This is a genomic window from Micromonospora sp. NPDC049102 (assembly GCF_043197485.1).
Lineage (GTDB): Bacteria > Actinomycetota > Actinomycetes > Mycobacteriales > Micromonosporaceae > Micromonospora.
Genome location: NZ_JBICTE010000014.1, coordinates 119594 through 142537 on the forward strand (window position 1 = coordinate 119594; position 22944 = coordinate 142537).

Sequence of the window (22944 nt, forward strand, 5' to 3'; positions counted from 1 at the left end):
TGACCCAATGAAACGCCCTCGGCCCCGGGTTTCCCGGTATGACAGTCACGAATCGGTCGTAGTCGTAATTAAGTTGGTATACGCGGCGGCCACCCCGACGCGTGGCGGACTCAGCCCTCGACTCGGGCGACCTCCCGCGCGGCGTCCGGACCCGCGTCCAGCAGCAGCCGGAACCCGTCCTCGTCGAGCACCGGCACCTTGAGGCTGGCCGCCTTGTCGGCCTTGGACCCCGGGTTGTCCCCCACGACGACGAAGCTCGTCTTCTTGGAGACCGACCCGCTGACCTTGCCGCCCCTGCTCTGCACGGCCTCGGCGGCCTGGTCCCGGGAGAAGCCGGCGAGGGTGCCGGTGACCACGACGGTCAACCCCTCCAGCGGGCGCGGGCCCTCGTCGACCGCTTCCTCGGCCATCCGTACGCCCGCCTCGGCCCACTTGCGGACCACCTCGCGGTGCCAGTCGACCGCGAACCACTCCCGGATGCTGGCCGCGATGGTCGGCCCGACCCCGTCGACCGAGGACAGCTCCTCCTCGCTGGCCGCGTCGATGGCCTCCATCGAGCGGAAGTGCCGGGCCAACGCCTGGGCGGCCGTGGGGCCGACGTGCCGGATGGAGAGCGCCACGAGCACCCGCCACAGGTCGCGTTCCCGGGCGACGGCCAGGTTGTCGAGCAGCTTGACCGCGTTGGAGCCGAGGCTGCCGTCCTTGTTGACGAAGAACGGTGACCGGGACAGCTGGTCGGCGTCGAGCTGGAAGAGGTCACCCTCGTCGGCGATGATCTCCGCGTCCAGCAGCGCTGCCGCACCCTTGTAGCCGAGCACCTCGATGTCGAACCCGCCACGGCCGGCGAGGTGGAACACCCGCTCCCGGAGCTGGGCCGGGCAGCTGCGGGTGTTGGGGCACCGGATGTCGACGTCGCCCTCCTTGGACGGCGCGAGCGGGGTGCCGCAGGACGGGCAGCTCGTCGGCATGACGAACGGGCGGGCATCGGCGGGCCGCAGGTCGACCACCGGACCGAGCACCTCGGGGATCACGTCGCCGGCCTTGCGTAGCACCACCGTGTCGCCGATCAGCACACCCTTGCGCTCCACCTCGCGGGCGTTGTGCAGGGTGGCGAGCGCGACGGTCGAGCCGGCCACCCGCACCGGCTCGAGGACGGCGAACGGTGTGACCCGACCGGTACGCCCCACGTTGACGTCGATGTCGAGGAGCTTGGTGGTGACCTCCTCGGGCGGGTACTTGAAGGCGATCGCCCAGCGCGGGGCCCGGCTGGTCGAGCCCAGACGACCCTGGATGGAGACCGGGTCGACCTTGACCACCACACCGTCGATCTCGTGCTCGACGTCGTGCCGGTGCTCGGCGTAGTAGGCGATGTATTCCGCCACGCCGGACAGGTCCGGCACGACCCGCCAGCGGTCGCTGGTCGGCAGCCCCCACGCCTTCAGCGCCCCGTACGACTCGGACTGGGCCGTGGGCTGGAAGCCCCGACGGGCCCCGATGCCGTGCACCACCAGCCGCAGTGGCCGGGAGGCGGTGATCCGTGGGTCCTTCTGCCGCAGGCTGCCGGCGGCGGCGTTGCGGGGGTTGGCGAACGGGGCCCTGCCCTGCTCCACCAGACCCGCGTTGAGGTCAGCGAACGCGGCGATCGGGAAGTAGATCTCGCCCCGGACCTCCAGCAACTCGGGGATCGTCGGGAACTCGGCGGACGGCGTGAGCTGGCCGGGTACGTCCCGGATGCTGCGCACGTTGGCGGTGACGTCCTCGCCGGTGCGGCCGTCTCCCCGGGTGGCCGCCCGGACCAGCCGCCCGGCCTCGTAGGTCAGGTTGATCGCCAGACCGTCGACCTTCAACTCGCAGAGGTAGGGCACCGGCCCACCCGCGTCCCGCTCGACCCGCTCGGCCCAGGCTGCCAAATCCTCGTCGGCGAAGGCGTTGTCGAGCGAGAGCATCCGCTCGGCGTGCGTGACGGGGGTGAAGTCGGTGGAGAACGTGCCGCCCACCCGCTGCGTCGGCGAATCCGGCGTACGCAGCGCCGGAAACTCCTCCTCCAGCGCTTCGAGCTGGCGCAACTGCTTGTCGAACTCGGCGTCGGTGATGATCGGCGAGTCGAGCACGTAGTAGCGGTACTGATGTTCGGTCAGCTCACCGCTCAACGTGGCGTGCCGCTCCCGCGCCTGCGGCGTCGGCTCTGCGCCGGCCGCCGCCTCCTGAGCCCGGCTGACCTGCTGACCGATCTGCTCCTCGGACACCCCGCCACCTTCGGACACGCCTGCGACCTCCCTGATCACGCTACTAAGGCACGGTATCGGTCCGGGGTGACAATCCGCCGCCCACCCGCATGGAGGCCGGAACGCGGTCCGTTGATCGACTCCAGATCGCCGATATCGGGGTATCCGCGCGCCCGGATGCCCCCAGATCGGCGATCCCGAGTCGACCACGACGCACTACCGCGCGCCCGGCGCGTGCGCCCGCGCACGGGTGGCGGTGTCGCCAGCGGGCGACAGGGGTCATGACGTGCGAGGATCGCCGGACGAAGCGGCCGGCGCGCCGCCCTGACGTGGAGGTGGCGATGAACGAGGCGCTGCTCTGGGCGGTCGCGATCCTGCTGGCGGTCGCCGCCGGTTGGGCGTGGAACAGCTGGCGGCACCGGGCGGCCACGCGACGCTCGACCGACCGACGCTCGACCGACCGTCCCGGCCGGGGTGCCGCGACCGGCGGGGGCGGCCGTCGACCCGCGCCGCCGAGGCCGCGTGGCACCGACCGACCGGCCGGTACGACCCGCTCCCGGCAGACCGATCGGGCGGCCGACGCTCCGGCAGCGGGCGAGATCTGGTGGGCCGATGTGCCGTACGTCGACGGCAGCGGCTCGAAGGTGCGGCCCTGCCTGGTGCTCCGCGTCGATTCCCGGGGCGCGGACGTCCTGAAGATCACCAGTCAGGACAAGAGCGACCGGGACGACCACGTCCGGATCCCCACCCGGGAGTGGGATGCCGACGCCGAGCACGACAGCTACCTGAGCCTGACCGAGCCGGTCTGGGTCAGCCTCGCCGACTTCGCCGACCGCGCCGGCCGTTGCGACGCCGACCTGTGGCGCAAGGTCCGCAGCCTCCGCCATCTGCCCACCGGCTGACGCGAAGCTCAACCGGAGGCCATCCCGACCCCGCCGCATCACCCCAGACCGGCCGCGGCCGCGCCAGGCGGGCCAGGCCGCACGGGCTGCGCCGGACGGTCAGTCCCAGGCCGCGCCGAGGGTGGCGAGCTGGTCGGCGTACTCGATGCGGCCGGCCCACCCGGACGGCCAGGCGGCCATGCCGACGGCCGCGCCCACGAAGGCGCCGGCGAGGGCGGCGATCGAGTCGGAGTCGCCAGCGGTGGTCGCGCCCCGGGCCAGCGCCGCGACCGGGTCGTCGGCGTGGCGTACGGCGCAGAACAGCGCGGTGGCCAGCGCCTCCTCGGCCACCCAACCCTCCCCGGTGACGAGGCACGGGTCGTCGTCGTCCGGCTCGCGCAGGGCGGTCGTCAGCCGGCGCAGCGCCGCCAGGCACTCGTCCCAGCCGCGAGCGATGAACTCCTCCGGCGTGTCGACTCCCGGGCGTCGCCAGAGATCGCCCAGCCAGTCCTGGTGGTAGACCCGGCGTTGGGACCGCGCCCGGTCGGCGAGCACCGCCGGCAGTTCGGGCAACGCGACGCCACCACGCAGGGCGACGACCGCGTATGCGGTGAGTTCGCTGGCGGCCAACCCGGTCGGGTGGCCGTGGGTCATCCCGGCCTGCAACTGGGCCAGACCGGCCACCGTGTCGAGGTCCACGTCGAGCAGCCCCACCGGGGTCACGCGCATGTTGGCGCCGCAACCCTTCGAGCCGGCGACCGTCGCCTCCTGCCAGGGCAGCCCACGGTCCAGATCGGCGCAGGCGCGCAGGCAGGTCATCCCGGGGGCGCGGTTGTTGTCCGGGCTGACCGCCCAGGCCAGGAAGCGGCGTCGTAACAGCGGCTCCACCGCCTCCGGCGTGAGCGTCGGCGCGTCGTGCAGCGCCCAGCCCACCGCCAGCGCCATCTGCGTGTCGTCGGTGACCAGCGCCGGGTCGCCGGCCAGCTCACGCGGGCCGGTCGGACCGTAGCGGCGCTCGATCTCGGCGACGGTCAGGAACTCGGTGGGCTTGCCCAGGGCGTCGCCGTAGGCGAGACCGAAGAGCGAACCGGAGGCGCGCAGCGGAGGAGAGTGGATCACGGCGGCCATGGTGCCGTGCCGCCGCAACCCACGCCGTGCTCAGTCCCAGCAGAGGCAGAACGGGTGGCCCGCCGGATCGGCGTAGACGCGGAATCCCTCGCCCTCGCCGGGCAGCCGCCGAGCACCGAGAGCGAGTGCCGCCTTCTCCGCGCTCTCGATGTCGTCCACAGTCACATCCAGGTGGAACTGCTGCGGACGCTCCGGATCGGGCCAGGCCGGCGGCCGCAGGTTGAGCGCTCGCTGGAACGCCAGGCGAGGCTGGTGCCCGGGCGGCCCGCCCAGCACCACCCACTCGTCATCGGCGTCGTCCTCGCCCCCGAACACGGGGATGCCGAGCAACTCGGAGTAGAACGCCGCCAACGCCCGCGGGTCGGGGCAGTCGATCACCACTGAACGTAGCTGTCCAATCATGACCGTCATCCTGCCCAGCGGGTACGACAGGAACGTCACTCCTCGGTGAACCGTCGGCCGGCGTCCCGACAGGCAGCGAGCACCGCCCGGGCGTACTGCGGGGTGGCGCCGGCCAGGCCACACGCCGGGGTGACGACCACCTGCTCGGCGAGCTGCCGACGAGGGAAGCCGAGGCGGTCCCAGATCGTGCGTACCCGCTCGGCGATCTGCGCGGAGGTCGGTGCGCCACCGGCCGACGGCGGCCGGGTCGGCGCGGCGCCGGCCAACAGCCCGAGGCCGGCGTCGATCGCCTCGCCCAGCGGGTCCAGGTCGGTGACCAGGTCGAGATCGAGGGCGACCGCGACGGCCCCGGTGGAACGGATCAGCTCCAGCGGCACGTCCGGGGCACAGCAGTGCACCACAGTGGGTACGCCCACCGCGTCGACGACCGTACGCAGCAGGGCTGCCGCGTCGGCCGACTCCACCGCCCGGTACGCGCCCAGCCCGCTCTCGGTCGGCACCCGCCCGGCCAGCACGGTCGGCAGCGACGGCTCGTCCAGTTGCAGGACCACCGACGCCTGGGGCAGACGCCGCGCGACCGCCGCCACGTGCCCGCGCAACCCTTCGGCGAGGGAGCCGGTGAGATCGCGCACGGCGCCGGGGTCGCGCAGCAGCCGACCGCCGATCGGCAGTTCCAGCGAGGCCGCGAGGGTGAGCGGGCCACCGGCCTGCACCTTGATCGGACCGGCGTACCCCTCGGCCTGCTCGGCGAGCTGGTCCAGGTCGCGTTCCATCAGGTCCCGGGCCCGGCGCAGGTCACGGCCGGCACGCGGGGCTACCCGCCACCGCCCGGCGTACAGCTCGACGGGCAGCTCGACCAGCAGCCCGGCGCTGCGGCCGATCAGGTCGGCCCCCGGCCCTCTCCCGGGCAGCTCGGGCAGGTGCGGCAGCTCGGGAAGTTCGCCGAGGACCACTCGCTGGGCCTCGGCGATGTCGGTGCCGGGCAACGAACCGATGCCGGTGGCCGCACCGGCCGGCCAGGGCCACGCCTGATCTGTCACGGCCGAAGGCTATCCCGCGGGCACGCGGGCCGTGCGGTCAGTCCGTGATGGTCGCGGAGCCGAGGACGATGTCGCCGGCCGGGTCCGGCCGGTACGCCACGACGGCCTGACCGGCGGCGACGCCACGAACCGGTCGGCGCAGCTCGGCGTGCAGCATGTCGGCGTTCAGGTCGACGGTCGCCGGCACCACGTCGCCGTGCGCGCGTAGCTGCACCTCGCACTCGACCGGCGCGTCCGGGCGGGGCCCGCCGGTCCAGACCGGGCGGAGCGCCCGCACCTGGGAGACCTCCAGCGCCTCGGCCGGACCGACCGTCACCGTGTTGGTCTTGGGCGTGATGGAGAGCACGTAGCGCGGCCGGCCGTCGGCGGCGGGCCGGTCCAGGTGCAGGCCGCGACGCTGACCCACCGTGTACGCGTACGCCCCGGTGTGGCTGCCGACGACCGCGCCGGTGCTCGCGTCCACCACGTCGCCGGGTGCCTCGCCGAGCCGGCCGGCCAGGAAGCCGCGGGTGTCGCCGTCGGCGATGAAGCAGATGTCGTGGGAGTCCGGCTTATCGGCCACCGCCAGGCCACGCTCGGCGGCCTCCGCGCGAACCTGGGCCTTCGTCGAGTCGCCGAGCGGGAACATCGACCGGTCCAGCTGCTCACGGGTGAGGACCGCCAGCACGTACGACTGGTCCTTGGCGATGTCGACGCTGCGGCGCAGCAACCCGTCCGGGCCGAGCCGGGCGTGGTGACCGGTGACCACCGCGTCGAAGCCCAGGGCCACCGCCCGGTCCAGCACCGCCGCAAACTTGATCTTCTCGTTGCAGCGGAGACACGGGTTCGGCGTACGACCCGCGGCGTACTCGGCGACGAAGTCGTCCACGACGTCCTCGTGGAACCGGTCCGCCATGTCCCACACGTAGAAGGGGATGCCGATCACGTCGGCCGCCCGGCGGGCATCCCGGGAGTCCTCCAGGGTGCAGCACCCGCGCGCCCCGGTCCGGTACGTCTGCGGGTTGCGCGCCAACGCCAGGTGCACGCCGGTCACGTCGTGCCCGACCGCCACCGCCCGCGCCGCCGCCACGGCCGAGTCAACCCCGCCCGACATAGCCGCCAGGACTCTCACCAGCGAACCCCCTCCCCCACCCACCAACCAACCAACCCTATCCACCCCCACCCCCACCCCCCACCCCCCAGGCCCCCAGCCCCCACCCCCAGGCCCCTCAACCTGTCGATCATGAAGTTATCGCCCCGACACGCCGATCAGCAGGGCAACAACTTCATGATCGACGGGGACAACCGCCCGGGACCACGCCGGGGACGGGGGCCGGGGGTTTTCAGCGGAGGGTTCGGTGGGCGGCGGCTCGGCGGGCTCTTTCCACCGCTGCCGGGAGGGCCGCGACGAGGGCGTCTATGTCGGCCTGGGTGCTGGTGTGGCCGAGGGTGAACCGCAGCGAGGAACGGGCGCGGTCGTCGTCGGCGCCCATCGCCAACAGCACGTGCGACGGCTGGGCGACCCCGGCCGAGCAGGCCGAACCCGTCGAGCAGGCGATGCCGTGGGCGTCGAGCAGCAGCAGCAGGGCGTCGCCCTCACAGCCCGGGAAGGAGAAGTGCGCGTTGCCGGGGAGCCGGTCGGTCGGGTCACCGTTGTAGATCACCTCGGGCACCGCCCGGCGGACGCGCTCGATCAGGTCGTCGCGCAGGGCGGCCACCCGGGCCGCGTACTCCTGCTGGCCCTTGACCGCCGTCTCGACGGCGACCGCGAAGGCGACGATGCCGGCGGTGTCCAGCGTGCCGGAGCGGACGTCGCGCTCCTGGCCGCCGCCGTGCAGCAGCGGTACGGCGGCCACGTCCCGGCCGAGCAGCAGGGCGCCCACCCCGATCGGACCGCCCAGCTTGTGCCCGGTGACGGTGAGCGCGGCGGCCCCGCTGGCGGCGAAGTCGACCGGCACCTGGCCGACGGCCTGGATGGCGTCGGTGTGGAACGGCACTCCGTGCTCGGCGGCGACGGCGGCCAGTTCGGCGATCGGCTGCAGGGTGCCGACCTCGTTGTTGGCCCACATCGCGGTGACCAGGGCCACCTGGTCGGCGTGCGCGTCGAGTTCGGCGCGCAGGTCGTCCGGGTCGAGCCGACCGGTGGAGTCCACCGGTAGCCAGCCGACCTCGGCGTTCTCCTGCTCGACCAGCCAGTCGACCGAGTCGAGCACGGCGTGGTGCTCGACGGCGCTGGAGATGACCCGTCGACGGTCGGGGCCGGCGGACCGGCGGGCCCAGAAGATGCCCTTGACCGCCAGGTTGTCGCTCTCCGTGCCACCACCGGTGAAGATCACTTCGGAGGGCCGGGCGCCCAGCACCGCGGCCACCCGCTCGCGCGACTCCTCGACCCGGCGACGGGCACGACGACCGGCCGCGTGCAGGGAGGACGCGTTGCCGACCTCGCGGGCGGTGGCGACGTACGCCTCCAGTGCCTCGTCGAGCATGGGAGTGGTAGCCGCGTGATCCAGGTAAGCCATCACCCTTCAGCGTACGGCCGATGCCTGGGGAGGCGAATGCCGGAGGGGACTCCACGCTACGTGCCGGGGTGGGACGGCCACCCCGGCACGAAGCGGACGCCGCCCCCTCAGGCGGGTACCGCCGTGACGACGATGTTGTCGCGGTACTTGCGGGCCTTGGCGTCGAACGGACCACCGCAGGTGATCAGGGTCAGCCGGGGCTTGCCGTCCCGGGCGAAGTACCGGTCCAACGGGATCCTGGTCTTGGCGTACTCCTCCCGGGCGACGACCTGGTAGCGCCGGGCCCTGCCGTCGCTGCCGGTCGCGGTCAGGGTGTCGCCCTGGTCCAGTTCGCGCAGCCGGAAGAACGCCCCCTTGCCCTGCGTGGCGCTGTCCACGTGCCCGGCGATGACCACCGATCCGGCATCCGCTTCCAGGCCGGGGCCGTAGCGGTACCAGCCGACCTGGTCGACGCTGGGGGGCACCTCGAACTCGTTGGTGCGCGCGTTGATGCCGACCGCGTTGACCGTGGCGGTGACACCGATCTCCGAGATGACCAGCCGGACCGGCGGGACGATCTCCGCCCCGGCGGGCAGGTCACCGGCGATCACCGGAACCGGAGGGACCGCAGCGGTCGGCGCTGCGGTGGACGGCGAGGCGCTGGCCAGCGCGGTCGCCTCCTGGACGCCGACGTTCCCGGCCGGCTGGGAGTTGCACGCCACCAGGGTGGCGACGGTGAGCGCGGCAACGCCGGCGGCCAGGGCCGCCAGCGCGCCGCGGTCGCGCACCGTCACCTGCGGCCGGTCCGCGCGGTCGCCATCCGCGCCCCGCCGGCAACGAGCAGGAGTACGCCGGCACCGGTGAGCACGTACCACCAGGTGCCCATGCCGGTACCCGCCTGGCCACCGTCACCGCTCGGAACGCCGCCCGGCGCGGAGTGCAGGCCGGTGATCGTCTGGGCCACCACGTCGAGGCTCTTGCCCTCGGCGGAGCCGATCGCGTAGACGATCGTGGCGGTGCCCTCGGCGAGGTTGAGGTCCGCCGGGCCGATGGCCACGGTGTCGGTGCCGGCCAGCACCACGTCCGCCTTCACCTTGCCCGCGTCGACGTCGCCCTTGGCCTCCTTGGGGTTGGTCAGGCCCTTGAAGACCGGGGTGCCGCCGGCCCGTACGTCGACTGCCGGAGCGGCTGCGGTGTGCCGGACGATCAGCCGCGCCTTGCCGGCGTCGACTGTGGAGACGTCGTTCACGAAGGGCGTGATCTTCGGCTTGCCGGCGGCGTCGAGGTGCGCGGCGAGGCTGATGTTCGCCCCGCCCGGCACCTTGGCGTCGTCGACCTTGAGGATCGCGCTGCCGACCGGCTCGCCGGGCTTGGTGAGGGCGATGTCGTACTCGCCCTCCTTCAGGCTCAGCGGGCCGGCCACGTCGCCGGGCTTGAAGTTGTCGAGCGTCTTCTTGCCGTTGACGTAGACGTCGACAGGGGTGTCCGGGATGCCGTGGACGACGGAGACCTTCGACGTGGCGGCGTAGGCGGGGGTGGCGGTGAACGCGCCGACACCGGCGAAGGCCAGCGCGGCGACGGCGCCGCCCGCGGCGACCCGACGGAAGTACGAGAGCTGCATGTCTGCCTCCTGGTGATTGATGCTGATTCGTCAGGCCTGGCTTGCAGAACGGGTTACGCCGGCTCCGCGACGGGTGGATGCGCTCTCGACGCGATTTCTTTTCTTCGCCCCGACCGCATCCGGAGCACCCGCGGCGGACGAAGAGCAGGTGAGATGACTTTGACCGGGAAAGTGGGGCGAGGGCTGTGGCAGCTACAGTCGGGCATGCCCCATCGAAGGTGGGCCGCCCCGTGACGGCGCTGCCCCCGCAACCCGACCCACCGACGGACGACCTCGCGGCCCGCTTCCGTGCCGGTGACGAGACGGCGCTACGTGAGGCGTACGACCGCTACGGCCGTGCCGTCCACCACCTGGCGACCTCGATGCTGGCCAACCGGGCCGACGCCGAGGACGTGACGCAGGCGACATTCGTGGGCGCGTGGCTGGGCAGGGACACCTTCGACCCGGCCAAGGGCTCGTTGGTCGGCTGGCTGCTCGGCATCGGCCGGCGCAAGGTGATCGACCGGATGCGGGCCTCGGCGCGGGAGACACGGGTGGTGGAGACGATCCAGCAGCTGCCCGAGCAGGCGCAGACCGGTCCGGACCCGGATCGGGTGGTCGATCGGCTGGTGATCGCGGACGAGCTGGCGCGCCTACCGGACGATCAGCGACGCATGTTGGAGTTGGCCTTCTACGACGACCTGACCCACCAGCAGATCGCCGCGGTGACCGGGGTGCCGCTGGGCACCGTGAAGAGTCACATCCGGCGCGGCATGGCGAGCTTGAAACGCAGATGGGAGGTGGATGGTGCAGCACCTGGAGCACGAGCGGCTGGTCTTTCTGGCGCTCGGTGAGAGCGATGCGGACAACGGGGAGAGCACCCACCTCGACACCTGCGCGCACTGTCGTGCGGAACTGACGGCCCTGCGGCAGGTGGCCGGGCTCGGCACCGAGACGCAGGGGCTCGGTGACCTGCCCGACCCGCCGGAGCACATCTGGCAGGGCATCGAAGCCGAGATCCGGGCGGCCGAGGGCGCCGAGGGCCACGCACCCGTGGCGGTGCTGACCGGCGTCGACCGGCAGCAGGTGCCCGGGCAGACCCGCGCGATTGCGACCGAGGCGGTCACCCGGCTGGACCCGCCGCGCCGGCCCCGCCGGGGTCGGGGCTGGTCCCGCTGGGCAGCCACGGCGGTGACCGCCGTGGCGGCGGCGGCGATCGGTGTCGTGGGCACGATTTCGGTGCTGCGGCCGACCGAACCGGAGCCGGCCAAAACGCCGTCGGTGCTGGCCAGCGCCCCGTTGGCGGCGTTCGGCTCGACGCCGAAGTCGGCCCAGGGCGACGCGCGGGTCCTGCAAGGCGGCCAACTACATCTACATGTGGCGAATCTCCCGCGCGTGCCGGGGTACTACGAGGTCTGGCTCATCAACCCGACGACCATGGAGATGTTCTCGATCGGCACCCTCGGTGGCGACGCGGACGCTCTGCTGCCCCTACCCCCGAACGTCGACCTCAAGAGCTACTCGGTGGTCGACGTGTCCGCCGAGCAGTACGACAACAACACCCGCCACTCCGGCGACAGCCTGTTGAGGGGCACCCTGACGGGCTGATCGGCGGGCCGGCTCAGCTCCCCGGCCCGCCGATCAGCTCCCCACGAAAAAGTGGCCGCCCGGTTCCGGGCGGCCACTTTTTTCGTCACCTGCTCACTTGCGCTTGCGGATCTCCTCGGCGGCCTGCGGGACGATCTTGAACAGGTCGCCCACCACGCCGAAGTCGGCCAGCTCGAAGATCGGTGCCTCGCCGTCCTTGTTGACGGCGACGATCGTCTTCGAGGTCTGCATGCCGGCACGGTGCTGGATGGCCCCGGAGATGCCGAGCGCCACGTAGAGCTGCGGGGAGACGGTCTTGCCGGTCTGACCCACCTGGAACTGGTGCGGGTAGAAGCCGGAGTCGACGGCCGCCCGGGACGCGCCGACGGCACCGCCGAGCAGGTCGGCCAGCTCCTCGACCAGCTTGAAGTTGTCGGCGTTGCCGACGCCACGGCCGCCGGAGACGACGATGCCGGCCTCGGTCAGCTCGGGCCGGGAGCCCTTCTGCTCGGCGACCCGCTCCACGACCCTGGCCAGCTTGTCGGTGTCGGCGACCGACACGGTGAGCTGCTCGATCGTCGGGGTGGCCGCCGCCGGGGCGGGGGTGACCGAGTTGGGGCGGACGGTGACCAGCGGCAGCCCCTTGGTGACCTTGGACTTGACGATGGTGGAGCCGGCGAAGGCGACCTGGGTGGCGGTGCCGTCGGCGTCCAGGCCCACCACGTCGGTCAGGATGCCGTTGTCGAGCTTGACGGCGAGCCGGGCGGCGATCTCCTTGCCCTCCTGGGCGGAGGCCAGCAGCACGGCGGCCGGCTGCACCCGCTGGACCAGCTCGGCCAGCACGGTCGCCTTGGGAGCCACCAGGTGGCCGTCGATGTCGTCACTCTCGGCGGCGTAGATCTTCTCCGCGCCGTACTCGCCCAGCTTGGCGCTCAGCGCCTCGGCAGCGCCGGGGCCACCGAGCACCACCGCGCTCGGGGTGCCCAGCTCACGCGCGAGGGTGAGCATTTCGAGAGTGACCTTCTTGACGCCGAATTCCCTGGTGGCTTCGACGACGACGAGAACCTCGGACATGTCTTCAGCCCCTCTCACACGAACTTCTCGGTGGCGAGGAACTCGACCAGCTTGACGCCGCCCTCGCCCTCGTCGGTGATCTTGGCGCCACCGGAGCGCGGCGGACGCTTGGTGTGCTCGACGACGGCACTGGTCGCACCGTCGAAACCCACCTCGGCCGGGGCGACGCCGAGGTCGGCCAGGGAGAACGTCTGCACCGGCTTCTTCTTGGCGGCCATGATGCCCTTGAAGGAGGGGTAGCGCGGCTCGTTGATCGTGTCCCACACGGAGACCACGGCCGGCGTGGAGGCCGTGACGACCTCGTAGCCCTCCTCGGTCTGCCGCTCGACGGTCAGTGTCGCGCCGTCGACGGTGAGCTTGCGGGCGCCGGTGAGCGCCGCGACGCCGAGCCGCTCGGCGATCATGTGCGGCATGACCTGGACTCGGCCGTCGGTGGACTCGGCGCCGCAGATCACCAGGTCGGCGTTGAGCTGACCGAGGGCGGCGGCGAGCACCTTCGAGGTGGCCACCGCGCAGGAGCCGTGCAGGGCGTCGTCCACCACGTGGACGGCCTTGTCCGGGCCCATGGAGAGCGCCTTGCGGATCGACTCGGTCGCCCGGTCCGGACCCATGGTCAGGATGGTGACCTCACCGCCGTGCGCTTCCTTGATCTTCAGCGCCTCCTCGATGGCGTACTCGTCCATCTCGTTGATCACGTTGTTCGCCGAACCGCGGTCGACGGTGTTGTCGTCATTGCGCAGGTTGCGGTCCGCGCCCGAATCAGGCACCTGCTTGACGAGTACGACGATGTTCATCGCGCTTCGACGACCCTCCTGTGTGGTGTTGCGATTGGCTCGCCCGGTCTGGGCCGCAGCCTCGCGTGTCGGTCGACGCCCGGTCAACCGTGGGCTGCTGTGCAGTTGCCCACGCCCGCAATGTTACCTGCCAGTAGGTTACTGCCGCCGGGCACGCAGAGTGACACAGGTCACCGGTACGGCGTGGTCAGGCCGGGTCGGCCAGCGCGCCCCGGATCTGGTCGATGACCGCGGCCTCGGTGGGGACCACCCCGTCGTGCGCGTGGGCCACCCGGTCCGCGGCGTTCAACACCACCGACCGGTACGCCTCGACGTCGGCCGGGGACTTCTCCCGCAGGATCCGTACCGCCCGACCGAGCGCCGGCAGCACCACCGACTCGATCTCCAACTGGGAGTCCCGGGGCAGGCGGGGCAGCGGGCCGGTGGTCAGCGCGTCCTTGACCACGCCGCTCGCGTCGGCCAGCGCGCCGGAGGCGGCCACACTCTCCCGGATCACGCCCAGCATCCCCGGGTCGGCATTCGAGACCAGGAAGACAGCGCCGAACGCGCCCGTCTTGAGAGTCAGACGCTCCTCGTCGGTCAACCGCTGCTCCATGATCACGGAGTGTAGACGTACGGGGTGGTGGTGGTGACTGCTACGAGGCCGAGTCGCTGGAGGATCGGCCGGCTGTCCTCGGAACAGTCGACCTGCACGAGCGTCCGACCCCGCTGCTCGGCCAGCCGCGCCCGGTAGTTGACCAACGCCCGGTAGATGCCCTTGCGCCGCCACTGCGGCAGGGTCGAACCGCCCCAGAGGGTGGCGAAGCCGGTGTTCGCCGGGAACCGCACCCAACCGGCGCTCACCACAGTCCCGTCCGCCTCGGCCACCACCACGGTGATCGAGTTCGGGTCGGCGTCGATCTCCTTGGCCAGACCCGTCACCAGGTGCGAGCGGTCCGCCTGCCAGACCTCCTTCTCCATGGCGGCCATCCGCTCCAGGTCCTCGCGGGCGGTCACCTCACGCAGGCGTACTCCCTGGGGGGTCACCGGCAGTGCGGCGGCCAGCGGCGCGACCGGCCCGACCACGACGGTCTCCCGGTCCTCCGGCACGAAGCCGGCGGCGCGCAGCCGGTCCGCCAGGTCGGCCGGCTCGTCGTGCTCGTTGAGCTTCCACTCCACCGACTGGCCGCGCTCGCGGAACAGCGCCACCTGCCGGGCGATCAACTCGTCCAGCGCATCGCCGGTCAGCCCACCCAGGTCGCGGTAGGTGAGGAAGCCGCCGGCGTCGAGCCCGGTGATCCGCACGAGCGGACCGTCCCGCTCGACGGTCACGCCGGCCGGCACCGGGTCCGGGATCTCTGGGCGGAGCTGGTTGTCGTAGGCGGCGCGCAGGGTGTTCACATCAAGATCGGTCACCGGACCAGGCTAAGGCGTGGGGGAAGCGGATAATCTCCCAGCGTGTGGGAAGCGATCAGGCGCTGGTTCGACCCGGCGGAGGCGCGCGCCGTCGGTGAGACACCGGACTACCGGTTCTCCCTCGCCAACGAGCGGACCTTCCTCGCCTGGTTGCGCACCAGCCTCGCGCTGGTCGGCGGCGGGCTGGCCGCCGCACAGTTTCTGCCGCCGCTGCCGATGAGTCACCTGCGGGAGGTCATCGCGGTCGCGCTGCTGCTGCTCGGCGGCACCGTTGCGATCCGGGCGGTCGACCACTGGGCGCGTACCGAACGGGCCATCCGGCTCGGCCGGGAGCTGCCCGCCTCCCGCTTCCCCGCCGTCCTCGCCCTCGCCGTGGGCGCGGGCGCCGTCCTGCTGGTGCTCGCGGTCCTGGCCCGGGCCGTCGGGGGACGGTGAGCGCCGGACGCGATCCGGGGCTGCAACCGGAGCGGACCCGGCTGGCCTGGCGGCGCACCCTGCTGACGCTGACAGTGGTGACCGCGCTCGCTGTCCGGCTGGCGGCGAACGGCGGGCCGTTCGGCGCGCTGGTCGTCGGCGCTGCCGTGCTGGTCTGGGGTGCCCTGCTCGCGCTCTGCTGGCCGCGTGCCACAGGCGTCGGCGAGGCCCGCACCGGCGGTCGGACGTTACCGCTTGTCGCGCTGGGCACCGTCGGGCTCGCGCTGCTCGGCGTGCTGCTGACGATTCGCGGACTACGCTGACGGGACACCGTGCGCCATGATGGGTGCATGGCCCGGCTGTACGTTCTCCTCTTCCTGGCGCAGATCGTCCTCGCCGTCTGCGCGCTGATCAGTTGCCTGTCCGCCGAGGAGGGTCAGATCCGCGCCCTGCCCCGGATCGCCTGGGTGCTGATCATCCTGTTCTTCCCCCTGGTCGGGTCGATCGCCTGGTTCGTCGCCGGTCGGGAGCCCGGCGCCCCGGCCCGTCTGGCATGGCCGGGCGGCACCGGCGCCACCGAGCGGCAGCCCCGCCGCCCGCTCGCTCCGGACGACGACCCGGAGTTCCTCCGGTCCGTGCAGGACCGCGCCAAGAAGCAGGACGAGGAACTCTTCCGCCGCTGGGAAGAGGACCTGCGCCGACGTGAGGACGACCTGCGCCGGCGCGACGGTGAGCCACCCCGCGAGGGCGACCGCCCGGAGGTGTGAGTCGCCCTCGCGGGGCGACGGCGGCTTCCGGTGCGACTCAGGCCAGGTTCGACGAGCGGGGGTACGCGTCGGTCGGGTCGGTGAGCACGTTGACCAGGTACGGCACTCCGGAGTCGAACGCCCGTTGCAGCGCCAGCGCGAGGTCGGTGGCCTTCGCGACGGTCTCCCCCGCACCGCCGAGCGCGCTGACCACCGTGTCGTAGCGCAGCTCCGGCTGGAGGTCGGCGGCGACGTCGTAGCCGTACATGGCCCGCATCGGGTGCTTCTCCAGCCCCCAGATGCCGTTGTTGCCGACGACGATCACCACCGGCAGCTTCTGGCGGACCAGCGACTCGACGTCCATCAGCGAGAATCCGGCCGCGCCGTCGCCCATCAGCACACAGATCTGCCGGTCCGGGTGGCTGACCCGGGCGCCCATCGCGTAGCCCATGCCAGTGCCCAGGCAGCCGTACGGGCCCGGGTCCAACCAGGTGCCGGGCTGCGACGGCTCCAGGTAGCGCCCGGCGTACGAGACGAAGTCACCGCCGTCACCGATGGTGATCGCGTCCGGGGCGAGTGCCCGGCGCAGCTCGCCGTAGATGCGGGCCGGCCGGATCGGGTCGGTCTCGGCGGCCATCTCGGCGGCGTCCCGCGCCTTCGCCGCGTCCTCGGCCACCCGCAGGTCGGCGACCCAGTCGGTGTGGTCGGCCCGGTCACCGGCGTGGTCGGCCAGCGCGGAGAGAATCAGCCGCAGGTCGCCGGCGGGGGCCACGGCGGGCTGCACGTGCGTGGCGCGCTGGCTGGGCGCGTCGACGATGTGCACCACCTTGGCGTCACCGAAGTCGCCGAAGCTGAGCCGGAAGTCCAGCGGGGTGCCGACCACCACGACGACGTCGGCGCCGGACAGCGCGGCGCGGCGGGCCTTGGCGAAGGCGAGCGGGTGCTCCGGTGGCAGCGAGCCACGGCCCATGCCGTTGGTGAAGACCGGCACCTGCAACGCCTCGGCGGCCTCGCGAAGCGCGGCCGCCGCGTCGCCGGCGTAGACGTCCGAGCCGGCGATGATGACCGGTCGCTGCGCGCCGGCGATCAGTGTGGCGGCCCGGCTGACCTCGTCCGGGTCCGGCTCGACGACGTCGACGCCGGTCGGCGCGGGCAGGTCCGCGTCGGCGACCGAGAAGACCGTCTCCAACGGGAAGTCGAGGAAGACCGGGCCGCGGTGCGGGGTGAGCGCGGCGTTGAGGGCGGCGTCCACCGCACGCGGGATGTCGTCGGTGCTGAAGACCGTCTCGGCGTGCTTGGTGACCGGGGCGACCAGCGGCAGGTGGTCCATCTCCTGGAGGCTGCCCGAGCCCCAACGGAACGCGGGCGCGCGACCACCGAGCACCAGCACCGGGGACGCGTTGAAGAAGGCGCTGGTCATGCCCGAGATGCCATTGGTGACACCCGGGCCGGCCGTGAGGACGGCGAGGCCGGGGCGACGCTGGAGCTTCGCCACCGCCTCGGCCGCGAAGACCGCCGACTGCTCGTGCCGCACGTCGTAGATCGGGAAGTCGGTCTTGTGCGCGGCGTCGTAGAGCGGAAAGACGTGGCCACCGGAGAGGGTGAACATCTCACGCACCCCGTGCGCCCGCAACGCCGCGAGTGCGAGTTCCCCGCCGTGACCTTCGATCCGCACCGTCATCGCCGCTCCTTCTCGTCGAACCTGGCCGACGTCACACGCTACTGGCCGGTAGGCACAATGTGAACCGTTCTCGGTTCGCCGTCGGCCCAGTCGTCAGCGACCGGTGAAGTCCGGCTTACGCTTCTCGACGAACGCAGTCATGCCCTCGCGCCGGTCGTCGGTCGCGAACAACGCCGCGAAGAGCTGACTCTCCCAGGCCAGGCCCGAGTTCAGGTCCATGTCCAAGCCGCCGTCGACCGCCAGCTTCGCCGCGCGCAGCGCCTGCACAGGCCCGTTGAGGTACGGCGTGACGAGCGCGACCGCCGCGTCGTACACCTCGCCGACCGGTACGACCCGGTCGGCCAGACCGATCCGCAGCGCCTCCTGGGCGTCCACCATCCGCCCCGACATGATCAGATCCTTCGCCCGCGCCGGACCCACCAGACGGGCCAGCCGCTGCGTACCGCCCGCGCCGGGGATGATCCCCAGCTTGATCTCCGGCTGGCCGAGCTTCGCGTCCTCGGCGACCACCCGCCAGTCACAGGCCAGCGCCAGCTCGCAGCCGCCGCCGAGGGCGTACCCGGTGATCGCGGCAACCACGGGCTTCGGAATCCGGGCGATCGCGCCGAGCGCGCTGGACAGGGCCGCCGCACGATCAGCCATGTCCACGTAGGACATGTCGGCCATCTGCTTGATGTCCGCCCCGGCGGCGAAGACCTTCTCCCCGCCGTACACGATGACGGCACGGACCTCGGGATCGGCGGTGGCCGCCGTGGCGGCCGCGCGCAGCTCCTCCTGCACCTGCGTGTTGAGCGCGTTCATCGGCGGCCGCTCCAGCCGGATCGTGCCGATGCCATCCCTGGTCTCCAGCCGAACGAACTCGCCCACGCTGCCCCCACTTCCTCGTCGAAGTCGCGTGCCAACCTTACGACTCGGCTCGTTGGGGTAAGTACTGTGGTGTCAGCCCCTCGGGCGGGAGTCCAGCCATGATCACTTTTTACGACGACAGGTCGGTATGGGTCACCTCCACCGCTGTCCAGGTCGACGGCCGCAGCTACTCGCTGACCGAGATCACCATGGTCTGGCACCGGCGCGGCAGCCGCTCCTGGCGCGTGCTCGCCGGGCGGGGCGCGATCGGCGCCGCGCTGGCCGGTCCGCTGATCGCGGCGGTACTCGGGATCGGCGTGGCCGTCTGGCTGCACCGATCACCCACCGTGACGATCGCGATCGTGGGCGCCTCGGTGCTGGTCGGGCTGGCCGTCGGCCCGGTCGCCGACTTCCTCTTCGAACACCTGGACCGTTCGTACGCCAAGGGCAGCCGCCAACTGGAGATCTGGGCCCGCTGGCGGGGGCAGCCGGTACGCCTGCTGCGCACCGGCGACGCGCTGCGCTTCGGGCAGATCTACCGGGCGGTGCAGCGCGCCATGGAGGCGACGCAACCCGTCCGCCCCGCCGCTCGACGCTAGCCCGTCCCGCGCGGGGTTGCCTGCCGGTGGTTAGGCTTAGTGATGACCCTCTATTACCGGGACGACGCGGTGCAGGTGACATCCGAGTCGATCCGGGCGGGCGGTCAGGTGATCGCCCTGCGCGACGTGACGTTCGTCTGGCATCAACGAGGGCCGAAGACCCTCGCCGTACGCGGCCGGTTGCTGGGACGCGGCGTACTGGTCCTGCTGCTGTCGCTGCCACCCCTCGTGGCACTGGTCTGCGTGGTCTCGCTGGCGTGGTCCGCGCAGGACCGGGGCAACTGGCAGTTGGCGCTGATCATCCTCGCCGCCTGCGCGGTGGGGGCTCTGGCGCTGGCGCCCTTCCTGGAGATCCCCCTCGGTTGGCTGGACCGCTCCTACGAGCGCGGCAGCCACGTGCACGAACTGTGGGTACAGCACCACGGTCAGGAGCACATGCTCCTGCGCACGCCGGACGCGCTACGGTTCGGGCAGATCTACCGGGCCGTGCAGCGCGCCGTCGAACAGCAGGGGGACCATCGATGACCACCCGACGCGGTGAAGCCGTCGCCCTCGCCGGGCTGCTCGCCACGGCCGGCGTCACCCACCTGCTGCGCCCCGGCTACTACGACCCGATCGTGCCGCGTACGCTGCCCGGTCCGGCCCGCCTCTGGACGTACGCCAGCGGGTTCGCGGAACTGGCGGTGGCCGCGGCGGTGGCGCACCCGGCCACCCGGCGGACAGGCGGCCGAGCCGCCGCCGCGCTGTTCGTCGCCGTTCTGCCGGCCAACGTCAAGATGGCGGTGGACTGGCGACACCGGCGACCGACGAGACGGGCGATCGCCTACGGGCGGGTGCCGATGCAGATACCACTGATCTGGTGGGCGCTGCGCGTCGCCCGCGCCGGCCGCTAGACGAGTAAGTCCTCACTCACGACAGGGCTGGGGCTGCGGCGAAGGGCGCTCGTCATCCGCTGTGGCTGCTCACCGTGTCGATCTGCTGGTGAGCGGTATACCTCAGAGGTATGAATATGACGCTGAGGTATACCGCTGACGACCGCATCCGCTCCCAGGGAGGTGACCGAGAGTCACCGTCGGCCCTCGGCTACGCCCACCGCCCCCGGTGAAGGTTAGGAATTGCTCGTCTAGGGTCCGCGGCCCGCGTACGAGCGGCTGTGGCAGGACCGACGCACACTTGGCCCCATGGCACTTCCCCTCCCCACACCCACCGCGGTGGTCGGCCTGACCCGCTCCGCTCTCGACCAGGCGCTCGGCTCGGCCGCCTCGTTCGCCGCCGTGCCCGCCCGCGCGTTCGCCGTGCTGGACGGCGTTGAGGCGCTGCTGACCAGGATCAACGGCGTGGTGGATCGGATCGAGACGACCCTGGACCGGACCGACGAGGTACTCACCGACGCCGAGGCGGCGGTCCGTGAAGTGGCGGTGATCAGCGCCGCCGCGACCACCGCCATCGACACGGCCACCGAGGTGGCCACGGCCGCCGCCGTGGTGGTCGACGAGGCCGAGAAGGTCGCCCGTGTCGCGGCAACGGTGGTCGCCGAGGCCGACGTGGTGGCCGGCACCGCAGCGGTCACCGTGGACACGGCCGCGCGGGCCGCGACCACGGCGGCGGAACTGCTGGCGGCGTACGAGCCGGCGCTGCGGCGGGCCGCACCGATGGCCGGCAAATTCGTCGAGGAGTTGAGCCATGAGGAGATCACGGCGGCGATCCACCTGATCGACGAGTTGCCCAAGCTCAAGGAGCACCTGACGGCCGACATCCTGCCGATCCTCGCGACCCTGGACCGGGTGGGGCCCGACCTGCACGACCTGCTCGACGTCACCCGTGACCTCAAGCTCGCCGTGGCCGGCATCCCCGGCCTCGGCATGCTGCGCCGACGGGGCGAGAAGCTGAGCGACGAACCCGCCGGCTGAACCCACGCCCGGTCCGGGTGGGCCGGGCTGGCTGCCGGATCAGCAGTCGCAGGTGATCGCCGCCGTCGGTGCGGTCAGGTCGTCGACGGGACGAACGTCGGGTCAGTCCGCTCTTTGTCTCCACCGGCAGGGGTCAGCTTCACCGCTAACGTGCCCGAGGGCCTGGACCGATGGCCAAGGTGACCGTGGCGTCGGACGGCATCGACGAGAACTGCGCAACCGGGGCCCGCCCGGTCCGATAGCCTGCCGGCATGAGTGACTGGCCCCCCAGCATCGACTGAGGGGCCTCCTCTGTGTCTCGTCAGGACTGCTTGGCGAAGCTGACGAACGCCCTCCAGGCTTGCGGGTCGAACGTGAGTGCCGGGCCGGACTGGTCCTTGCTGTCCCGCACACCGACGATGCCGGAGAGGTTGTCGGCCACCTCCACGCACTGCCCGCCGTTGCCCCCACTGCGGCTGCTCTTGCGCCACACGGCTCCAGTTAGGTCACTCATTGCTACATCTCCTTGGCGATCGTGGCTAATAGGTCGGCCGATCGGTCCGCATCGAGCGACAGACCTTCGAGCGCTCTCCATCGCACAGAGTAAGCCGCAACCTCTGCTGGCTTGTCGAGATACAAAGCGCCTGTCAGTGACTCGCTGTATACAGTCGTGGGCTCCGGTGTTCGGATTCCGATTGTTGGAAATTCCAGCATGACGAAACCACCGCCAGTCAAGGCGTAGTTGGGCGGCGCGTCCCGAGGCACGATGCGGATCGTCGCGATCTCGGCGGCTACCTGGTTGTGAAGGTGGCTGAGCTGGTCCGCCATGGCAGGGAACGGCCGGTGCAACACGCTCTCGTCCACAATGACCTCCAGGCCTGGAGGCTCCGGGTGCCTCCGCTTGAGGATCTTCTGGCGCTCCATGCGAAGCTCGACCAGGCGCCTGACCTCCTGCTCTTTCAGCTCCGGGTGCGACCGAAGCAGGTGTTCGGCGTAGGCCCGCGTCTGCAGTAGCCCAGGAAGTGAGTCCGGCTCCCAGTGACGCAGGCGCGACGCCGCCGACTCCATCCCGACGTACAGCTCAAACCAGGTCGGCAAGGTGTCGCCGTAGGCGTGCCACCAGCCGTTCACCTTGGTCTCAGCGGCCAGCGCGATCAGCGCCGAGGTCATCTCGGCGGACATGCCATACAGCACGCACATGGCCATCACGTCGCGTGCCTTGACCGCTGAGCCGCCGCCTTCGATCCGGTACATGGTGGACCGGGACCACTCCAGCGCCTCGCCGGCAGCTTCCAGGGAGAGTCCGGCCTCTTCGCGGCCCTGCTTCAGATACCGCCCGAGTTGTCTGCGCGGTATGGAAGATCCCGCATGGGTCATACGACCTCCCTGTCTCAGATTGGAGCAATCCATCCATCGATCCTGCGACTGATTCTCGCTGATTCGCGGGACTGGGACAACCAACATGACATGTGTCAACGTAAGTCATTGCACCATCACGCTCGGCGACGGAGGGTGTCCTCAAGGCGAACTTGCTCCACAGTGAATCGGCTGCTGTGGGTTCGCCGGGGCCGCTCCACCTCCCCCGTGGTGGAGCGGCCCGCACCGAGGATCCGGGGTCCAGGTCGTGGAGGGGATGAGTAGGTCGCGGCCTGGGCTCCCTCAGCAGGCAGGAGGGGCGCGATGTTCAGCGATGACGATGCCGACCTGGTCCGACCAAGGCACAGGCCGCACCGCTCGAAGCGCTTCCCTGGGGGCAGGCGATGCGCGTGCCCCTCCTGCCGCACCGCCCGCAGGCCCAAGCAGGCAGCGAGCACGCCCGAGCAGCCGGTCGCCGGCCATGGAACGCCACCTACCGCCGGTCCCGTACCGCCCTTCAACCCCTTATGGAACGCCCCGACGCAGATCCATTGGACGCTGGCCGCCGAGCTGATGGCCAGCAGTGGCCCTGCCCGGAGGCCCGGCTCAGGCTGAGGCGTGAATTCGAGGACAACGTCCCCGGCCTCACGATCTACCTGGCCGGCTTGTACTACGAGGCCACCACGGATCTCTACCGCCTGAACCCACACGACGGCCCTAGACGAGTAAGTCCTAACGACCCTGGGTGGTGGAGATAGACGAAGGGTGTTGAGGATCAGTTTTGTGACGACCGACCTCAACACCCTTCTG

At 71.5% G+C, this 22944-nt stretch carries 26 protein-coding genes; 10 read left to right on the plus strand and 16 right to left on the minus strand.

Features of this window, described 5'->3' with window-relative positions; all coding sequences use genetic code 11:
* Positions 1-110: 110 nt before the first annotated feature.
* Positions 111-2246: an NAD-dependent DNA ligase LigA gene (gene ligA, locus ACGFH9_RS16475; RefSeq protein WP_393219658.1), complete on the minus strand. Its 2136-nt coding sequence runs from the start codon at positions 2244-2246 to the stop codon at positions 111-113.
* Between the two features lie 320 nt (positions 2247-2566).
* Here ligA and ACGFH9_RS16480 point away from each other — a divergent pair, with 320 nt between their 5' ends.
* Positions 2567-3127 (plus strand): type II toxin-antitoxin system PemK/MazF family toxin, encoded by a 561-nt coding sequence (locus ACGFH9_RS16480; RefSeq protein ID WP_393219661.1) that lies wholly within the window; start codon positions 2567-2569, stop codon positions 3125-3127.
* Between the two features lie 99 nt (positions 3128-3226).
* On the opposite strand, the gene ACGFH9_RS16485 is transcribed toward ACGFH9_RS16480, so the two are convergent.
* The 7 genes from ACGFH9_RS16485 to ACGFH9_RS16515 all read right to left on the minus strand — a co-directional run bounded on the left by ACGFH9_RS16485 (position 3227) and on the right by ACGFH9_RS16515 (position 9774).
* A complete protein-coding gene (locus ACGFH9_RS16485) occupies positions 3227-4234 on the minus strand; it encodes an ADP-ribosylglycohydrolase family protein (RefSeq protein ID WP_393219664.1) in 1008 nt (335 codons plus the stop codon).
* A 30-nt stretch (positions 4235-4264) separates the two neighbouring features.
* Positions 4265-4636, minus strand: a complete 372-nt coding sequence (locus tag ACGFH9_RS16490) for a VOC family protein (RefSeq protein ID WP_355232929.1) — start codon at positions 4634-4636, stop codon at positions 4265-4267.
* A gap of 35 nt (positions 4637-4671) precedes the next feature.
* Positions 4672-5676, minus strand: a complete 1005-nt coding sequence (locus tag ACGFH9_RS16495) for a methionine synthase (RefSeq protein WP_393219666.1) — start codon at positions 5674-5676, stop codon at positions 4672-4674.
* 37 nt (positions 5677-5713) lie between these two features.
* Positions 5714-6787, minus strand: a complete 1074-nt coding sequence (gene mnmA / locus ACGFH9_RS16500; protein ID WP_393219668.1) for a tRNA 2-thiouridine(34) synthase MnmA — start codon at positions 6785-6787, stop codon at positions 5714-5716.
* Between the two features lie 211 nt (positions 6788-6998).
* A complete protein-coding gene (locus tag ACGFH9_RS16505; protein WP_393219670.1) occupies positions 6999-8174 on the minus strand; it encodes a cysteine desulfurase family protein in 1176 nt (391 codons plus the stop codon).
* A 107-nt stretch (positions 8175-8281) separates the two neighbouring features.
* Positions 8282-8947 carry a class F sortase gene (locus tag ACGFH9_RS16510; protein WP_393219672.1) on the minus strand — a complete coding sequence of 222 codons (666 nt, stop codon included), beginning with the start codon at positions 8945-8947 and terminating at the stop codon, positions 8282-8284.
* Positions 8944-9774 carry a DUF4397 domain-containing protein gene (locus ACGFH9_RS16515; RefSeq protein WP_393219674.1) on the minus strand — a complete coding sequence of 277 codons (831 nt, stop codon included), beginning with the start codon at positions 9772-9774 and terminating at the stop codon, positions 8944-8946. Before ACGFH9_RS16515 ends, ACGFH9_RS16510 begins: the two co-directional genes overlap by 4 nt.
* A 230-nt stretch (positions 9775-10004) precedes the next feature.
* Here ACGFH9_RS16515 and ACGFH9_RS16520 point away from each other — a divergent pair, with 230 nt between their 5' ends.
* On the plus strand, positions 10005-10607 hold the full coding sequence (locus ACGFH9_RS16520; protein WP_393219677.1) for an RNA polymerase sigma factor: 603 nt from the start codon (positions 10005-10007) through the stop codon (positions 10605-10607).
* Positions 10561-11361: an anti-sigma factor gene (locus ACGFH9_RS16525; RefSeq protein WP_393219723.1), complete on the plus strand. Its 801-nt coding sequence runs from the start codon at positions 10561-10563 to the stop codon at positions 11359-11361. Before ACGFH9_RS16520 ends, ACGFH9_RS16525 begins: the two co-directional genes overlap by 47 nt.
* A gap of 93 nt (positions 11362-11454) precedes the next feature.
* Here the strand turns inward: ACGFH9_RS16525 and ACGFH9_RS16530 are convergent, their stop codons facing one another.
* The 4 genes from ACGFH9_RS16530 to ACGFH9_RS16545 form a co-directional block, all read right to left on the minus strand.
* Entirely contained in the window at positions 11455-12414 is a 960-nt protein-coding gene (locus ACGFH9_RS16530) for an electron transfer flavoprotein subunit alpha/FixB family protein (RefSeq protein ID WP_393219679.1), read from the minus strand.
* 14 nt (positions 12415-12428) lie between these two features.
* The gene (locus ACGFH9_RS16535; RefSeq protein ID WP_393219682.1) at positions 12429-13208 is read right to left on the minus strand and encodes an electron transfer flavoprotein subunit beta/FixA family protein; all 780 of its coding nucleotides are present in this window, start codon (positions 13206-13208) and stop codon (positions 12429-12431) included.
* A 187-nt stretch (positions 13209-13395) separates the two neighbouring features.
* Positions 13396-13803, minus strand: coding sequence for a hypothetical protein (locus ACGFH9_RS16540; RefSeq protein WP_393219684.1), 408 nt, complete (start codon positions 13801-13803; stop codon positions 13396-13398).
* 2 nt (positions 13804-13805) lie between these two features.
* Complete coding sequence (locus ACGFH9_RS16545; RefSeq protein WP_393219686.1) at positions 13806-14603, minus strand: GNAT family N-acetyltransferase; 798 nt, start codon at positions 14601-14603, stop codon at positions 13806-13808.
* A 42-nt stretch (positions 14604-14645) separates the two neighbouring features.
* On the opposite strand from ACGFH9_RS16545, the gene ACGFH9_RS16550 reads away from it, so the two are divergent.
* From ACGFH9_RS16550 to ACGFH9_RS16560, 3 genes are read left to right on the plus strand one after another with little or no spacing between them, the layout of a single operon-like run.
* Positions 14646-15038, plus strand: a complete 393-nt coding sequence (locus tag ACGFH9_RS16550) for a DUF202 domain-containing protein (protein ID WP_355232919.1) — start codon at positions 14646-14648, stop codon at positions 15036-15038.
* Complete coding sequence (locus tag ACGFH9_RS16555; protein ID WP_393219689.1) at positions 15035-15340, plus strand: DUF202 domain-containing protein; 306 nt, start codon at positions 15035-15037, stop codon at positions 15338-15340. The genes ACGFH9_RS16550 and ACGFH9_RS16555 overlap by 4 nt, the downstream gene beginning before the upstream one ends.
* A 27-nt stretch (positions 15341-15367) precedes the next feature.
* The gene (locus tag ACGFH9_RS16560) at positions 15368-15784 is read left to right on the plus strand and encodes a PLD nuclease N-terminal domain-containing protein (RefSeq protein ID WP_393219691.1); all 417 of its coding nucleotides are present in this window, start codon (positions 15368-15370) and stop codon (positions 15782-15784) included.
* Between the two features lie 37 nt (positions 15785-15821).
* Here the strand turns inward: ACGFH9_RS16560 and ACGFH9_RS16565 are convergent, their stop codons facing one another.
* Together ACGFH9_RS16565 and ACGFH9_RS16570 are read right to left on the minus strand one after the other, a co-directional pair.
* Positions 15822-17444 carry an acetolactate synthase gene (locus ACGFH9_RS16565; protein WP_393219694.1) on the minus strand — a complete coding sequence of 541 codons (1623 nt, stop codon included), beginning with the start codon at positions 17442-17444 and terminating at the stop codon, positions 15822-15824.
* A 93-nt stretch (positions 17445-17537) separates the two neighbouring features.
* A complete protein-coding gene (locus ACGFH9_RS16570; RefSeq protein ID WP_393219697.1) occupies positions 17538-18311 on the minus strand; it encodes an enoyl-CoA hydratase/isomerase family protein in 774 nt (257 codons plus the stop codon).
* 98 nt (positions 18312-18409) lie between these two features.
* Here ACGFH9_RS16570 and ACGFH9_RS16575 point away from each other — a divergent pair, with 98 nt between their 5' ends.
* From ACGFH9_RS16575 to ACGFH9_RS16590, 4 genes are all read left to right on the plus strand, one after another.
* Positions 18410-18889: a DUF6232 family protein gene (locus ACGFH9_RS16575; RefSeq protein WP_393219699.1), complete on the plus strand. Its 480-nt coding sequence runs from the start codon at positions 18410-18412 to the stop codon at positions 18887-18889.
* A gap of 42 nt (positions 18890-18931) precedes the next feature.
* Positions 18932-19414, plus strand: a complete 483-nt coding sequence (locus tag ACGFH9_RS16580; RefSeq protein WP_393219702.1) for a DUF6232 family protein — start codon at positions 18932-18934, stop codon at positions 19412-19414.
* Positions 19411-19782, plus strand: coding sequence for a hypothetical protein (locus ACGFH9_RS16585; RefSeq protein ID WP_393219705.1), 372 nt, complete (start codon positions 19411-19413; stop codon positions 19780-19782). The genes ACGFH9_RS16580 and ACGFH9_RS16585 overlap by 4 nt, the downstream gene beginning before the upstream one ends.
* Before the next feature lie 288 nt (positions 19783-20070).
* On the plus strand, positions 20071-20799 hold the full coding sequence (locus ACGFH9_RS16590; protein ID WP_393219707.1) for a hypothetical protein: 729 nt from the start codon (positions 20071-20073) through the stop codon (positions 20797-20799).
* Positions 20800-21100: 301 nt separating this feature from the next.
* Here ACGFH9_RS16590 and ACGFH9_RS16595 read toward each other — a convergent pair whose 3' ends face one another.
* A complete protein-coding gene (locus ACGFH9_RS16595) occupies positions 21101-21292 on the minus strand; it encodes a DUF397 domain-containing protein (RefSeq protein WP_393219709.1) in 192 nt (63 codons plus the stop codon).
* Positions 21293-21294: 2 nt separating this feature from the next.
* Entirely contained in the window at positions 21295-22155 is an 861-nt protein-coding gene (locus ACGFH9_RS16600; RefSeq protein WP_393219711.1) for a helix-turn-helix domain-containing protein, read from the minus strand.
* Positions 22156-22944 lie beyond the last annotated feature (789 nt).

Bases quoted from the DNA above. Each gene is read 5' to 3' on its own strand.
- ACGFH9_RS16575 (WP_393219699.1), top strand. From the start codon at position 18,410: ATGATCACTTTTTACGACGACAGGTCGGTATGGGTCACCTCCACCGCT.
- ACGFH9_RS16515 (WP_393219674.1), bottom strand. From the start codon at position 9,774: ATGCAGCTCTCGTACTTCCGTCGGGTCGCCGCGGGCGGCGCCGTCGCC.
- ACGFH9_RS16560 (WP_393219691.1), top strand. From the start codon at position 15,368: ATGGCCCGGCTGTACGTTCTCCTCTTCCTGGCGCAGATCGTCCTCGCC.
- ACGFH9_RS16540 (WP_393219684.1), bottom strand. From the start codon at position 13,803: ATGGAGCAGCGGTTGACCGACGAGGAGCGTCTGACTCTCAAGACGGGC.
- ACGFH9_RS16505 (WP_393219670.1), bottom strand. From the start codon at position 8,174: ATGGCTTACCTGGATCACGCGGCTACCACTCCCATGCTCGACGAGGCA.
- ACGFH9_RS16480 (WP_393219661.1), top strand. From the start codon at position 2,567: ATGAACGAGGCGCTGCTCTGGGCGGTCGCGATCCTGCTGGCGGTCGCC.
- ACGFH9_RS16585 (WP_393219705.1), top strand. From the start codon at position 19,411: ATGACCACCCGACGCGGTGAAGCCGTCGCCCTCGCCGGGCTGCTCGCC.
- ACGFH9_RS16580 (WP_393219702.1), top strand. From the start codon at position 18,932: ATGACCCTCTATTACCGGGACGACGCGGTGCAGGTGACATCCGAGTCG.
- ACGFH9_RS16590 (WP_393219707.1), top strand. From the start codon at position 20,071: ATGGCACTTCCCCTCCCCACACCCACCGCGGTGGTCGGCCTGACCCGC.
- ACGFH9_RS16485 (WP_393219664.1), bottom strand. From the start codon at position 4,234: ATGGCCGCCGTGATCCACTCTCCTCCGCTGCGCGCCTCCGGTTCGCTC.
- ACGFH9_RS16535 (WP_393219682.1), bottom strand. From the start codon at position 13,208: ATGAACATCGTCGTACTCGTCAAGCAGGTGCCTGATTCGGGCGCGGAC.
- ACGFH9_RS16565 (WP_393219694.1), bottom strand. From the start codon at position 17,444: ATGACGGTGCGGATCGAAGGTCACGGCGGGGAACTCGCACTCGCGGCG.
- ACGFH9_RS16595 (WP_393219709.1), bottom strand. From the start codon at position 21,292: ATGAGTGACCTAACTGGAGCCGTGTGGCGCAAGAGCAGCCGCAGTGGG.
- ACGFH9_RS16490 (WP_355232929.1), bottom strand. From the start codon at position 4,636: ATGATTGGACAGCTACGTTCAGTGGTGATCGACTGCCCCGACCCGCGG.
- ACGFH9_RS16600 (WP_393219711.1), bottom strand. From the start codon at position 22,155: ATGACCCATGCGGGATCTTCCATACCGCGCAGACAACTCGGGCGGTAT.
- ACGFH9_RS16530 (WP_393219679.1), bottom strand. From the start codon at position 12,414: ATGTCCGAGGTTCTCGTCGTCGTCGAAGCCACCAGGGAATTCGGCGTC.